This window comes from Streptococcus sp. SM3 (genome assembly GCF_027497875.1).
On sequence record NZ_JAJNSA010000010.1, the window covers coordinates 1 to 13,915 of the forward strand.

A 13,915-nucleotide genomic window follows, 5' to 3' on the forward strand; every position below is an offset into this window, starting at 1 on the left:
ACAACTGAACCGATAAATCCTGCCTGAAGTGACCCTGCAATACTTGCAGTAATAGCACCAAAGACAAAAGCGATGATTTTAATCTTAGTCGTATTAACCCCAACTGACTCAGCAGCGATTTCATCCTCACGAACAGAGAGAGTTGAACGACCAATTGGACTACGCAAAAAGTTCAAGGTTGCAATGGTTGTAATCACGACAAAAAAGTAAACCATTTGCCAAGTTGTAAAGTTAGGAATTCCCAAGATACCTGCTGCACCATTTGTAAGGCTTCCACCATTGATGATAAAGATACGGATAATTTCAGAAACACCGAGAGTTGCTACCGCAAGATAGTCCCCCTTCAAGCGCAAGGTTGGAATCCCGACAAGTAAGGCAACTGCTCCTGAAAGTAAAGCACCTACAATCATAGCTCCAAAGAAGGCACCGTAGGTTGGTGATTTAGAACCAATAATAGCTGCTGCATAGGCACCAATCGCCATGAAACCAGCATGACCAAGTGAAAATTGGCCTGAAAAACCAACGATTAAGTTGAGACCAACAGCCAGAATAATATTAATTCCAATTTGTTGTAAAATCTGTACATAGAATAGATTGAGTACTCCGACTGAAACCAATACACTAATCAAGCCATAGCCAGCTAACAAAAGGAGTAACCATAGAATATTAACTTTTAAATTTTCCTTCATCGTTTACACCTTCTCTTTCACATTTTTACCAAGGATACCAGCTGGGCGGACAATCAAGATCAACAACAAGATTCCATAAACAATGGCATCTCGGAAGTCTGACATCCCAAAGGCTGTCGCAAAGGTTTCTAATAGACCAATCACAAAGCCACCAAGAGCTGCACCAGGAATAATTCCAATACCACCAAGTACCGCGGCAACGAAAGATTTAAGTCCTGGAGTAACCCCCATCAAAGGTTCAAGAGAGTTATAATAAAGGGCAATCAGAACACCAGCCGCACCCGCAAGAGCTGAACCTAAAGCGAAGGTAAAGCTGATAGTACGGTTTACATTAATCCCCATTAATTGCGCCGCATCGCTATCTACGGATACTGCACGCATGGCTTTTCCCATCTTTGTTTTTTGGACAATGACTTGTAACAAAATCATCAAAATCAAGGAAATGGCCAAAATCATTAACTGCACGTTTGTTAGGCTAACTGGTCCCAAATCATAGCGAACTGTTTGAATCGCTTGAGGGAAGGCACGGGTATTGGCACCAACCAGATAGACCATGCCATACTCCAATAGGAAAGACACCCCAATAGCCGTAATCAAAACAGCAATACGAGTAGAGTGGCGCAAAGGTCGGTAAGCAAGAAACTCAATCACGACACCAAGGATGGCTGTCGCTATCATAGCTACAATAAGCGCTACAAAGAAATTCATTTGGAAAGAATTAATCAAGAAATAACCGATAAAGGCTCCCATCATATAAATATCACCGTGTGCGAAGTTGATGAGCTTGATAATTCCGTAAACCATGGTATACCCTAGGGCTAACAGCGCATAAACACTACCTAGAATCAAACCATTTACTAGTTGTTGGAGCATAAAATTCACTCTTTCTATATATAATTTCGAGGGTTTCCCCTCACTTTTTGATAGGTTCTTAAACATCGAAACAGGGAGTGAGTCAGAGGCTCATTCCCTATTTCAACATTTTTCTATTATGGTTTTACAACTTCTGCTGCTTCAACCTTACCATTATTCATGGTCATCATGTAAGCTGTTTTGACTGTGTTGTGGTCCGCATCGAAGCTTGTTTGACCAGTTACACCTTCAAAATCTTTTGTTTTAGCAAGGTTATCCTTGATTTCACCTGAGTTTTTAGCACCTTTTGCTGCGTTTGCTACAAGGTGAACTGAGTCATAAGCCAAAGCTGCAAATGTTGAAGGCTCTTCATTGTACTTAGCACGGTAAGCCTCAAGGAAGGCTTTTGCTTTAGCAGAAACTTCTACAGTAGTTGAGAAGCCTGAGATAAAGTAGATGTTTGATGCTTTTTCAGGAGTTGCTTGTTGTACAAACTCTTCACCGTTGAATCCATCACCACCAACGATTGGTTTGTCAATTCCCATACCACGCGCTTGGTTTACAATTTTACCAGCTTCAGTGTAGTAACCAGGGACGATGATAGCATCAAAGTCTTTCCCTTTCATTTTTGTAAGGGCTGCTTGAAAGTCTGTGTCACCTGCTACGAAAGTTTCATCTGCAACGATTTCACCTTTGTAAGCTTCACGGAAGGCTTTGGCAATCCCTTTAGCATAGTCGCTGGCGTTGTCAGTGTATAGAACAACTTTCTTAGCGTTTAATTTTTCAGTAACATAGTTTGAGATAATTTTTCCTTGGAAGCTATCTTGGAATGTTCCGATAAAGAGGTAATCTTGACCTTTAGTCAATCCATCTTGAGTCGCACTTGGCGAAATCAATGGAACACCTGCTTTTGTAGCGTTAGCTACCGCAGCTGCAGTTGCACCTGATGTCGCAGGTCCTACGATTGCTGATACTTTAGATTGGGTTACAAGGTTAGTTGTTACTGAAGCCGCCTCAGCTGTTTCAGACTTGTTATCTTTATCAACTACTTCGATTTGTTTTCCATCGATACCACCTGCGGCATTGATTTCATCAACAGCAAGTTGGGCACCTTTTTGTTCAGATGTTCCGTAGGCTGCTACAGCACCAGTTTCTTCAAAGTTAAATCCGATTTTGATTGTCTTTTCATCTACTGAGTTACCAGCAGCATTTGACACTCCAGACTTCACTTCTCCACAGGCTGCAAGAAGTGCTACACTTGCAAGCGCCACAAACGATAGGGCAAATTTTTTCTTCATATTTTTTGTCTCCTTATTTCTTAAATAAATAGCATGTTAAGAATATACCGAATTATCAGAAAATTGTCAACACTTTTCTTGAACTTTTTCGATGATAACGTTTTCCTCTCGATAGAGATTCCCAACAAATGGCGTCTCCAACTCTTGAATGTGACAAGCTCTAACTTTTTTGATAAATCTTTCCTTACCTAATCTCTCAACTATGCTCTCTAGATTCTCTGTTGGAACATAGAGTTGCAAGTAGCGATGTTTCTTGGAATGATAGGTAATATCTCCATAATCCTGCAGTTTTTTGGCATCACGATTATAGTAAAGATAGATAATCAAGCCAGATCGATTAACTTTTTCAAACATGGTAAATCCTCTTTCTAAGAAATCTCTCCCTATTATACCAAAAAAAGCAAACCCAGTCGAGTTTGCCTTCTATCATCATTAATTCAATGAATTGTTGGCCATGATTTCATCAATAAAGCCATATTCAAGTGTTTCTTGAGCACTCATCCAGTTATCACGTTCTGCATCTGCGTGAACTTTTTCGATTGACTGACCTGAATTTTCAGCCAAGATTTTTTCCAAGGTTTTACGAGTTTTAAGCAAATGTTCTGCAGCAATAGCCATATCAGTTTGTTGGGTACCACCACCTGTACCACCCATTGGTTGGTGGATCATATACTCTGCATTTGGAAGCATGAAACGTTTGCCTTTTGCTCCACTTGATGCAATGACCGTCCCCATAGATGCGGCCATTCCCATAACGATGGTTTGGACATCTGCCTTAATAAAGTTCATGGTATCAACGATTGCCAAACCAGCTGAAACAGAACCACCAGGTGTATTGACATAAAGGTAAATATCTTTTGTACTATCTTGAGCATCCAAGAAAAGCAATTGAGCAATAACAGAGTTAGCCATGTTGTCTTCAACTGGGCCTGTCAGCATAATGATGCGGTCTTTGAGAAGACGTGAGTAAATATCGTATGAACGTTCTCCACGGCTTGTTTGTTCAATAACTACAGGAATCATTTATTTCTCCTTTTGAGTTTTAATTTTGTTGGTCAAATGACTGAAGATAAGACTATTATAATATCTTGGTCAAAAAAGGTCAAATTTTTGCTCTGTTTTCATTAGACAGAAACAAAAATTCAACCTCCTTTCACGACTGGAACTTCTTTTCCAAGTCAATCTCTTTTTAATTTTATTTTGTACCGAACAAGCGGTCTCCAGCATCTCCAAGACCTGGAACGATATAACCGTGTTCGTTCAAACGTTCATCCAAGGCTGCTGTAAAGATTTCTACATCTGGATGAGCTTCTTGAAGAGCTTTTACACCTTCTGGTGCTGATACAAGGCAGACAAATTTGATATTTGATGCGCCACGTTTTTTAAGAGAATCAACAGCCAAGATTGCTGAGCCACCTGTTGCCAACATTGGGTCTACTACAAAAATTTGACGTTGGTCAATATCTTCAGGCAATTTCACCAAGTACTCAACTGGTTGAAGCGTTTCTTCATCACGGTACATACCGATGTGACCAACTTTAGCAGCTGGAACCAAGCTCAAGAGCCCATCAACCATCCCGATACCTGCACGCAAGATTGGAACGATGGCCAATTTCTTACCTGCCAATTGTTTTTGAACTGTTTTTGTGATTGGTGTTTCGATTTCCACATCTTCTAGTGGAAGATCACGAAGTACTTCATACCCCATCAACATTGCAATCTCATCTACTAGCTCACGGAAAGCTTTTGTAGAAGTATCTGTACGACGCAAGATTGACAATTTGTGTTGAATCAGTGGATGATTAATAACTTCAATTTTTCCCATTTTTGGAGTTCCTTCTTTCAATTTATTCTTCTTATTATACCAAAAAACGGTTTAAAAATCTTTCTAAACCATTTATTTTTGATAATTTTTACATTAAATCTGCCTCTTTAAGAGCTATCTGTACTGTCTCAAGTGGTAAATGGGTCAATTCTGTCCCTTTTTCTTGATAAAGGTATTGGGCGTAGTCGTCCATTCGGTACTGGTTGATATAAACCACGCGCTTACAACCAACCTGAAGCAATTGTTTTGTACAGTTTAGACATGGAAAGTGGGTTACATAGGCTGTAAAACCTTTAGGAACACCACGTTCAGCACCTTGAAGGATAGCATTAACCTCGGCGTGAAGGGTACGAACACAGTGTCCTTCAATGACCAGACATTCGTGATCAATACAATGCTCGGTTCCTGACACCGAACCATTGTAACCAGTGGAAATCACCTTATTATCCTTAACCAGAATCGCGCCAACTTTGGCACGTTTACAAGTGGAACGATTGGCAATTAGTAAGGCTTGGGCTGCAAAATACTCATCCCAGGCCAGTCTTTTTTCAGTCATATCTCTTCTCCTTTTTCTCTATTTTTTAAAAAATGGTAACCGTAAATCCGCAATCTTTTCAGCTGGTACCTTCATGCCATCCTTAATCCATTTTAAAAGGACTGAGACGATGGCTGAACTCCAGAAGGAATGAAGATAAGAGCTGACACCTTTTGATTTTCCATGGTATTTTTCTAAAAATTCCTGCATGGCTTGGACAAAGATTTTTTCCAGATGGTAATCTAAGGCAAGTTGAATCACTCTGGCTTCCTTTCTGGCCTCCCGGAAAAGGTGAACCCAGACCAAATAGAGGTCTGTCTTTAAATCGTAATGATGCAGCTGTTCCATAATATTGTGGACAGTTCGTTTAAAGACGCTTTCTAAAATCTCCTCTTTGGAATCATAATTGCGATAAAAGGCCGCACGCGAAACGCCTGCACGTTTGACCAATTCAGAAATACTAATCTTGGTCAGGTCCTTTTTTTCCAAGAGTTGCAAGAGGGCTGTTTCAATGGCTTCTCTGGTTAATAGATTTGATTCTTGATTTGATTTTCTGAGATTTTCAAGAGAGTTTTCAGAGATTCTACGTTCAGACATAACATTTTCTTTCTACTTGTCACAACAGACGGATGAGGCTTTTGTTTCAAGGGTTTTCATGATATAATTGTAAAAAAAGACAGAACCTTTGTCAATGTATAACTGACAAAGATGGAGAATTTCTATGACTTGGAAGATTATTGCTGACTCTGGTTGTGATTATCGTCAACTGGCAAAACCAGCTATCGATACAACCTTTGTAAGTGTCCCCTTAACCATTCAAGTAGCTGATCAAATCTTTGTTGATGATGATAGTCTCGATATTGACCAAATGATGGAAACCATGTATGCAACCGCAGAAGCTTCAAAATCAGCTTGTCCAAGCCCAGATGATTATTTGCGAGCATTTGAAGGAGCCAAAAACATTTTTCTAGTAACCATCACTGGTACTCTTTCTGGCAGTCACAATAGTGCTCAACTAGCTAAGAATATTTATCTAGAAGACCATCCTGACACTAAGATTCATGTAATTGATAGCTTGTCTGCTGGCGGGGAAGTTGACTTGCTCGTAGAAAAATTGAATGACTTGATTGACCAGGGCTTATCTTTTGAAGAAGTGGTTGAAGCTATCACTGCCTATCAAGAAAAAACCAAGTTGCTCTTTGTCCTAGCCAAAGTCGATAACTTAGTGAAGAACGGCCGTTTGAGCAAGCTTATCGGTACGGTCGTTGGCCTTCTAAATATCCGTATGGTCGGAGAAGCTAGTGAAACTGGAACCCTTGAATTGCTACAAAAAGCACGAGGTTCAAAGAAATCAGTTCAAGCTGCCTATGATGAAATCATTAAAGCTGGATATGCTGGTGGCCGTATTGTCATGGCCCAACGCAATAACGAGAAATGTTGCCAACAGCTTTCAGAGCGAATTCGTGAAAATTTCCCACAGGCGGATATTAAAATTCTCCCAACCTCTGGCCTCTGCAGTTTCTATGCAGAAGATGGCGGTTTGCTGATGGGATATGAAATTGATTAATTGCATTCTTGACAAGAGGTGACCATCATCTCTTGTTTTTTTGTGGTACAATAGAGCTATGAAACATTTTGATACTATCGTCATCGGTGGAGGTCCTGCTGGCATGATGGCTACGATTTCCAGTAGCTTTTATGGTCAGAAAACCCTCCTCATCGAAAAAAATCGGAAACTTGGAAAAAAATTAGCTGGTACTGGTGGGGGACGTTGCAATGTCACCAACAATGGAACTCTAGATGACCTACTAGCTGGAATCCCTGGAAATGGGCGCTTTCTCTACAGTGTCTTCTCCCAGTTTAATAACCATGATATCATTAACTTTTTTACAGAAAATGGTGTTAAACTTAAGGTCGAAGACCACGGCCGTGTCTTTCCGGCCAGCGACAAATCGCGAACCATAATCGAGGCTTTGGAAAAGAAAATCACTGAGCTAGGTGGGCAAGTTGCTACTCAAACAGAAATTGTTTCGGTTAAAAAAAACGACAACCAGTTTGTCCTTAAATCAGCTGACCAAACCTTCACTTGTGAGAAACTCATTGTCACAACTGGTGGTAAATCTTATCCTTCTACTGGTTCGACTGGTTTTGGACATGAGATTGCCCGTCATTTTAAACACACCATTACCGAACTTGAGGCTGCTGAAAGTCCATTATTGACGGATTTTCCACATAAGGCCTTACAAGGGATTTCACTAGACGATGTGACCTTAAGCTATGGAAAACATGTCATAACGCACGATCTGCTTTTTACCCACTTTGGTTTGTCTGGCCCTGCTGCTCTGCGTATGTCTAGCTTTGTCAAGGGTGGGGAGGTTCTCTCACTGGATGTTTTCCCTCAACTTTCTGAGAAGGACTTGGCTGCATTCCTAGAAGAAAATCGGGAAAAATCCTTGAAAAACGCTTTAAAAACCTTGCTCCCAGAACGCTTGGCAGAATTTTTTGTGCAAGGCTATCCTGAAAAAGTCAAACAACTGACTGAAAAGGAACGTGAACAACTTCTCCAGTCTATCAAGGCTCTCAAAATCCCTGTGACTGGCAAAATGTCCCTTTCCAAGTCCTTTGTTACCAAAGGGGGCGTCAGTCTCAAGGAAATCAATCCCAAAACTCTAGAAAGTAAGCTGGTACCTGGACTCCACTTTGCTGGCGAGGTCATGGATATCAATGCCCACACAGGTGGCTTTAACATCACTTCTGCCCTCTGTACTGGCTGGGTGGCGGGATCAAACCCAATCTAAATATACATTACTAAATGGAACAATCCGCCCCAAAAGAAAGGAAGTCCTTTGGAACATATTATCTTGCTAAGGGGAGTGACTCCTAATGGAAAAAATGCTATCCCTAAAATGTCTTATCTAGTAGATATCTTAACAGAAGCCGGTTTTCAACAAGTTCGAACCTATATTCAAAGTGGGAATATCATTCTTGAAAGTGACTTAGATTTAGAAAAAATACGAGAACGTGTTCATACTCTAATAAATGAAAATATTGGTGCTGACTTAAAAATGGTAATCAAGAACAAAAGTGATTTTAAAAAAATTGTCCAAGGAAACCCTTTTGGAGAACACTATCTTTATGACCGTATACACGTGATTTTTTATCAAGAATCTATTCAAAGCCTCCCTTTAGACAAATTGAAAATTGATTACGGTGAAGAAGAAATTTGTATCGGTAACCATTGTCTTTACCTCTATCTCCCTAGAACTGCAAAACGAAAAAAGCTCAGTACCAACTATCTTGAAAAGCTTTTTAATGTAGATTTGACCATGCGAAAACTAAATGTAGTAGAAAAATTATTAAGCAAGTAGTGCTTGAATTTAGTAAAAATCGGAAGAATACTCCTCCGATTTTATTTTGTCTGAGTTTGGACATAATGAGCAATCACATCTGATGTGTACTGGGCTGTTCCAGGTCCAAATTTGTCAATGTTTTCCTTAAACTCTGGGTTATAAACGTAGCCTTTACCGATATAACCGAATACTTCAATAGTACAATCAAATCCATAAGTACGGATGGCTTGCAAGAGCTTGGCTGCTTGCTCTTGGTTTTCAGTTGCTGTTGCAGGCAAACCAGCTTGAAGATTTTGTGCCAAGGCTCGAAAGACTTGATTGAAGGCAGCCGTAGCTTCGTCTTCGTGACCTTTTTGGCGTTCCAGCGCTTGGTCCATGACTTCTTGTCCATATTTCTCTACCGCCTCTTGGTGGTATTTTTGATGGTCTTTGTAGTTAAATCCAGCAAATTTCTCTTGAATGCTCATTTCTCTTTCTCCTTTTTGTTCTTGAATGGTTTTTTGCAAGGTGGAAATCAAGGTATCCAGATGTTCCCTTTCTCGAGTCAAATAGTCCAACTGCTTGGTCAGATGGGGCAATAAATCTGCCCTTTCTTCCTTTAATAGCTCTGCTATTTTTTCTAAAGAAAAACCTAGATATTTGTAATAAAGAATAACCTGAAGGCGTTCCAAATCCTCCTGACTGTAGGTTCGATAGCCGTTTTCCGATTTTAAAGGAACCAAAAGTCCTATCTTGTCGTAGTGGTGCAGGGTCTTGACAGAGACACCTGAAAGCTGCGCAGCTTCTTTTATATGGTACATGATTTCCTCCTTATACTCAATGAAAATCAAAGAGCAAACTAGGAAGCTAGCCGCAGGCTGTACTTGAGTACGGTAAGGCGACGCTGACGTGGTTTGAATTTGATTTTCGAAGAGTATTACATTGATAGTATAACCCCTCCCCTTAGGTCAGAGTCAAGCGTTTTTGCGAAATTTTTTACTTCATCATAACATGAAAATGGTTTTCTTGACAGACCTTAGAAAACATGATAGGATAGTCAAGTCTATCAAGCAAAAGAAAGGCTTATCTTGAGTACTTGTGCGGCTATTTGCCAAGGGCAGTAGCTTTTTCTTTTGTAACATTAATTTTAGGAGTTTAACTATGTCTGAAAAATCGCAATGGGGTTCTAAACTGGGCTTTATCCTAGCATCTGCTGGTTCAGCCATCGGACTTGGAGCAGTTTGGAAATTCCCCTATATGACTGCTGCTAATGGCGGAGGAGGCTTTTTACTGGTCTTTCTCATCTCCACTATTTTAATTGGTTTCCCCCTTTTGCTGGCTGAATTTGCTCTCGGCCGAAGCGCTGGTGTCTCTGGGATTAAAACCTTTGGAAAACTAGGAAAGAATAGCAAATACAACTTTATCGGTTGGATTGGTGCCTTTGCCCTCTTTATCCTCTTATCTTTCTACAGTGTTATTGGCGGCTGGATTTTAGTCTATCTAGGCATTGAGTTTGGAAAATTGTTCCAACTTGGTGGAACGGGTGATTACGCGCAACTATTTACTTCAATCATTTCAAATCCAACCATTGCACTAGGAGCTCAAGCTGCCTTTATCTTATTCAATATCTTTATTGTATCACGTGGGGTCCAAAAAGGGATCGAAAGAGCTTCGAAAGTCATGATGCCTCTGCTCTTTATCATCTTTGTCGTCATCATCGGACGCTCTCTCAGCTTGCCAAATGCCATGGAAGGGGTTCTTTACTTCCTAAAACCAGACTTCTCTAAGCTGACAAGTGCTGGTCTCCTCTATGCTCTGGGACAATCTTTCTTTGCCCTCTCACTAGGGGTTACAGCCATGCTGACCTATGCTTCTTACTTGGACAAGAAAACCAATCTGGTCCAATCAGGAATCTCCATCGTAGCCATGAATATCTCGGTATCCATCATGGCAGGTCTCGCCATTTTCCCAGCTATGTCAGCCTTCAATATCCAATCTGAAGGGGGACCGAGCTTGCTCTTTATCGTCTTGCCTCAACTCTTTGACAAGATGCCTTTTGGAACCATTTTCTACATCCTCTTCCTCTTGCTCTTCCTCTTTGCGACGGTCACTTCTTCCGTCGTTATGCTGGAAATCAATGTGGGTAATATCACCAACCAGGACAACAGCAAACGTGCCAAATGGAGTGCCATTTTAGGAATCTTGACCTTCGTCTTTGGCATTCCTTCAGCCCTATCTTACGGTGTCATGGCGGATGTTCACATCTTTGGGAAGACCTTCTTTGACGCTATGGACTTCTTGGTTTCCAATCTCCTCATGCCATTTGGAGCTCTCTGCCTTTCACTTTTTACAGGCTATATCTTTAAAAAGGCTCTTGCTATGGAGGAACTCCATCTCGATGAAAGAACATGGAAACAGGGACTGTTCCAAGTCTGGCTTTTCCTTCTTCGTTTCGTCATTCCAATCATCATCATCGTGGTCTTTATCGCCCAATTTATGTAATCAAAAAGGACTTGAGTAATAAACTCAGGCCCTTTCTTTTTTATGGATGGCTAACAATTAATTCCAAACCTTGTCCTTCCAGAGTCCAAGCTTCAACATCACTTGGTAGGATAAAGTGGCTGCCTTTTTGGATCGGATAGTTTTTACCATCAACAGTGAGCTGACCTTGACCAGCTAAGACACTGAATAAGCTGTAGTCAGCCGTCTTTTCGAAGTCAACTTTTCCATCGATTTCCCACTTGTAGACTGCGAAGAAATCATTGGATACAAGGAGAGTAGAACGCAAATCATCTGCTTTGACAGTCACAGGACAGCTATTGGCAGGCTCTCCAATATTTAAAACATCGATAGATTTTTCAAGGTGAAGTTCACGCAAGTTGCCCTTGTCGTCCTTGCGGTCAAAGTCATAGACGCGATAGGTGGTATCACTAGATTGTTGGGTTTCAAGGATTAAGATACCTGCCCCGATAGCGTGCATGGTGCCACTTGGAACATAGAAGAAATCTCCAGCCTTAACTGGCACTTTTGTCAACAAATCATCCCAGTTCTTATCCTCTATTTGCTGACGGAGTTCTTCTTTTGACTTGGCATTGTGACCGTAAATAATCTCTGAATCTTCATCTGCTGCGATGATATACCAACATTCTGTTTTTCCAAGTTCGCCTTCATGCTCGAGTCCATAAACATCGTCTGGGTGCACTTGGACACTGAGCCAATCGTTGGCATCCAGAATCTTTGTCAAAAGTGGAAATACAGGTTCTGGACGGTTGCCAAACAATTCACGGTGTTCCCCATACAAAGTAGCAAGGTCTATTCCCTCAAAACGACCATTAGCAACTGTAGAGACACCATTTGGGTGAGCTGAGATGGCCCAGTATTCTCCGATTTTTTCACTTGGGATGTCGTAGCCAAACTCATCACGTAGCTTGGTTCCACCCCAGATTTTTTCTTGCATAACTGATTGTAAAAATAATGGTTCTGACATCTTATTCTCCTGTCTGATTTTTCTCCCCTCATTATAGCAGAAAAAGAGTCCGAATTGAACTCTTTTTCCGTTCTTATAAAGTAGGGAGAAGATTTTATAAAAATAGTGAATAAATCCCTTCTTATGCTATAACTTTTGTTGACGATCAAACTCTACTATGTCCTATTTCATACGATAAAAATCAATCACTAGACCAGCAGGACCTTTAACTAATAAGGATTCTGTTCCCCAATCCGTTTCACAAATACCGTGTAAAATCTCGACACCGATCTCTTTTAACCGTTTGTAGTTCTGATCTACATCCTCAATCTCGATGTGAAGAATGATTCCTGACTGAAAATCTTCCAAAGGAATCAAATGATTTTGGGACAACATGAGGCAGTGACTACCAATCGTGAACTGAGCAAAGCCTTGGTCAACATAATCTGCCTGTTTATCCAAAATACGCTCCAAGTCAGCACAGACTTGAGGAATACTTGAAACGATGATATCTAATTGATTTAAATTCATTTACTATCCTCCAGAAAAAGACCGGGTTACTCCGATCTTTAATCATCCCCAAATCGTAAACTTAGCTTTTTCATAATTTTCTTTTGTAAATTGATTTTATTGAATTCTAAATATTCATGTGTATATTGTTGTGAACTAAATGACACACCTATACGTAAACAAATTTGCTCTAAAACCTTCACTGACAACTTTTCATAATGATACCGGTTATTAAGTAAAGACAATATATCATCTCTAGAGGAATTAGAAGTAACAACTTTATTACCCGTCGATACAATATTAAGTAATATATATACTTGTCTTGAGGACAAATAATTATTTTTCTTATAATATCTGATAAAATGATGATACATTTTTAAAAACATCCTCATTCTGACTTCTGAATTAATCAAGCCATACGAATAACTTAGTCCAAATTTTACCACTTGATTATTGTCTCCCTTAGATGAAACTCCGTGTATAAGATTTTTTAAACGGTAGTATAAAATCCAGAATGATTCTGGTTTATCATGGTCATTTTTAAATCGTTTAAAATATCGAATCAATTTGTTTAAAAGTTTAGCTTTAAATTTCTTTTCAGAAATATCTATAACAAGATAATTTTCTGGCTTTTCTTTTCCTTTTGAGTTAATGATTCTTTTTTGATATTTAGAGAATTCATACCCTAAATAGACAAACTTAAAATGATTGGAATTGCTTTTTCGAACAATGGTTTTCTCATTATTAACTTCTAAATGATACTCTTTCAATTGTGCTTTAATAAAGTTTTTTACTTCATCTTCATCAACTGCATCATTAACAATTATCAGTATATCATCAACATAACGTACATATAACAACGGATTCCACTGTAACTGTACAATAGAGTCAAAGTCCTCTAAATATAACTCCGATAGTGAGTTGGAAAAAGAAAGCCCCAAAGGGATCCCTTTATATTCACTTGAAAATATAAAGGACTTTATTGTCTCTATACTAGAGTCACTTAAAATAGAAGATTTAACTATCTTCTTATATAAGATATGCTTATTAATTGAGGGAAAGAAATTTTTTATATCCATCTTAATTACCTTAAAATCCAAAGGTGTGAATAATAGTTCTTTCCTTTTTAAATTGATTTCCCCTTGTGATAAAAATTGTATAATAGTTCTTATTATTGCATTTCTGTTGGGTAACTTTAAACTATACTTGTTAATAATTTCTTTATTGATTTTTTGTAATTCCTTGTGGATTTCTCCATCCCTTGCCGAATAAACAATTCTACTATTACTTTTGTGTTTTAAAAGTTTCGATTTTAAATTCATACATTACCCCCATAAAAGTAGGCAGCACAGGTTTATCCTGTGCTTTACTAACAGGTAATCCTGTGCTTTACTAATTTAAAAATAGATAT

16 protein-coding genes are annotated in these 13,915 nt (G+C 39.4%); 4 read left to right on the plus strand and 12 right to left on the minus strand.

The features are described from left to right. From PAN06_RS03000 to PAN06_RS03035, 8 genes are all read right to left on the minus strand, one after another. Window positions 1-689: branched-chain amino acid ABC transporter permease (locus PAN06_RS03000; protein WP_269795559.1), on the minus strand; the 689-nt coding region annotated here is incomplete at its 3' end. A 3-nt stretch (window positions 690-692) separates the two neighbouring features. Next, complete coding sequence (locus PAN06_RS03005; RefSeq protein WP_033679951.1) at window positions 693-1,562, minus strand: branched-chain amino acid ABC transporter permease; 870 nt, start codon at window positions 1,560-1,562, stop codon at window positions 693-695. A 116-nt stretch (window positions 1,563-1,678) separates the two neighbouring features. Beyond that, window positions 1,679-2,839 carry an ABC transporter substrate-binding protein gene (locus PAN06_RS03010; protein ID WP_125448116.1) on the minus strand — a complete coding sequence of 387 codons (1,161 nt, stop codon included), beginning with the start codon at window positions 2,837-2,839 and terminating at the stop codon, window positions 1,679-1,681. Window positions 2,840-2,905: 66 nt separating this feature from the next. Then, window positions 2,906-3,193, minus strand: coding sequence for a YlbG family protein (locus PAN06_RS03015; protein ID WP_000462117.1), 288 nt, complete (start codon window positions 3,191-3,193; stop codon window positions 2,906-2,908). Window positions 3,194-3,271: 78 nt separating this feature from the next. Continuing rightward, the gene (gene clpP, locus PAN06_RS03020) at window positions 3,272-3,862 is read right to left on the minus strand and encodes an ATP-dependent Clp protease proteolytic subunit ClpP (RefSeq protein WP_000613465.1); all 591 of its coding nucleotides are present in this window, start codon (window positions 3,860-3,862) and stop codon (window positions 3,272-3,274) included. A gap of 172 nt (window positions 3,863-4,034) precedes the next feature. Further along, window positions 4,035-4,664, minus strand: a complete 630-nt coding sequence (gene upp, locus PAN06_RS03025; protein WP_000515974.1) for a uracil phosphoribosyltransferase — start codon at window positions 4,662-4,664, stop codon at window positions 4,035-4,037. 88 nt (window positions 4,665-4,752) lie between these two features. Continuing rightward, window positions 4,753-5,220, minus strand: coding sequence for a cytidine/deoxycytidylate deaminase family protein (locus PAN06_RS03030; RefSeq protein WP_042750286.1), 468 nt, complete (start codon window positions 5,218-5,220; stop codon window positions 4,753-4,755). A gap of 18 nt (window positions 5,221-5,238) precedes the next feature. Then, window positions 5,239-5,796, minus strand: a complete 558-nt coding sequence (locus PAN06_RS03035) for a TetR/AcrR family transcriptional regulator (RefSeq protein ID WP_261063328.1) — start codon at window positions 5,794-5,796, stop codon at window positions 5,239-5,241. Window positions 5,797-5,920: 124 nt separating this feature from the next. Here PAN06_RS03035 and PAN06_RS03040 point away from each other — a divergent pair, with 124 nt between their 5' ends. From PAN06_RS03040 to PAN06_RS03050, 3 genes are read left to right on the plus strand one after another with little or no spacing between them, the layout of a single operon-like run. Next, the gene (locus tag PAN06_RS03040; protein ID WP_269795560.1) at window positions 5,921-6,766 is read left to right on the plus strand and encodes a DegV family protein; all 846 of its coding nucleotides are present in this window, start codon (window positions 5,921-5,923) and stop codon (window positions 6,764-6,766) included. A 58-nt stretch (window positions 6,767-6,824) separates the two neighbouring features. Then, window positions 6,825-7,997, plus strand: coding sequence for an NAD(P)/FAD-dependent oxidoreductase (locus PAN06_RS03045; RefSeq protein ID WP_269795561.1), 1,173 nt, complete (start codon window positions 6,825-6,827; stop codon window positions 7,995-7,997). A gap of 48 nt (window positions 7,998-8,045) precedes the next feature. After that, window positions 8,046-8,567 carry a DUF1697 domain-containing protein gene (locus PAN06_RS03050; protein WP_269795562.1) on the plus strand — a complete coding sequence of 174 codons (522 nt, stop codon included), beginning with the start codon at window positions 8,046-8,048 and terminating at the stop codon, window positions 8,565-8,567. A gap of 41 nt (window positions 8,568-8,608) precedes the next feature. On the opposite strand, the gene PAN06_RS03055 is transcribed toward PAN06_RS03050, so the two are convergent. Next, entirely contained in the window at window positions 8,609-9,349 is a 741-nt protein-coding gene (locus PAN06_RS03055; RefSeq protein WP_269795563.1) for a MerR family transcriptional regulator, read from the minus strand. A gap of 340 nt (window positions 9,350-9,689) precedes the next feature. Here PAN06_RS03055 and PAN06_RS03060 point away from each other — a divergent pair, with 340 nt between their 5' ends. Continuing rightward, window positions 9,690-11,030, plus strand: a complete 1,341-nt coding sequence (locus PAN06_RS03060; protein WP_004261612.1) for a sodium-dependent transporter — start codon at window positions 9,690-9,692, stop codon at window positions 11,028-11,030. Window positions 11,031-11,070: 40 nt separating this feature from the next. On the opposite strand, the gene manA is transcribed toward PAN06_RS03060, so the two are convergent. From manA to PAN06_RS03075, 3 genes are all read right to left on the minus strand, one after another. Then, window positions 11,071-12,015 carry a mannose-6-phosphate isomerase, class I gene (gene manA / locus PAN06_RS03065; RefSeq protein ID WP_269795564.1) on the minus strand — a complete coding sequence of 315 codons (945 nt, stop codon included), beginning with the start codon at window positions 12,013-12,015 and terminating at the stop codon, window positions 11,071-11,073. Window positions 12,016-12,177: 162 nt separating this feature from the next. Further along, window positions 12,178-12,525 (minus strand): VOC family protein, encoded by a 348-nt coding sequence (locus tag PAN06_RS03070; RefSeq protein WP_042750295.1) that lies wholly within the window; start codon window positions 12,523-12,525, stop codon window positions 12,178-12,180. Between the two features lie 38 nt (window positions 12,526-12,563). Beyond that, the gene (locus tag PAN06_RS03075; protein ID WP_042750297.1) at window positions 12,564-13,826 is read right to left on the minus strand and encodes an RNA-directed DNA polymerase; all 1,263 of its coding nucleotides are present in this window, start codon (window positions 13,824-13,826) and stop codon (window positions 12,564-12,566) included. Between the last annotated feature and the right edge of the window lie 89 nt (window positions 13,827-13,915).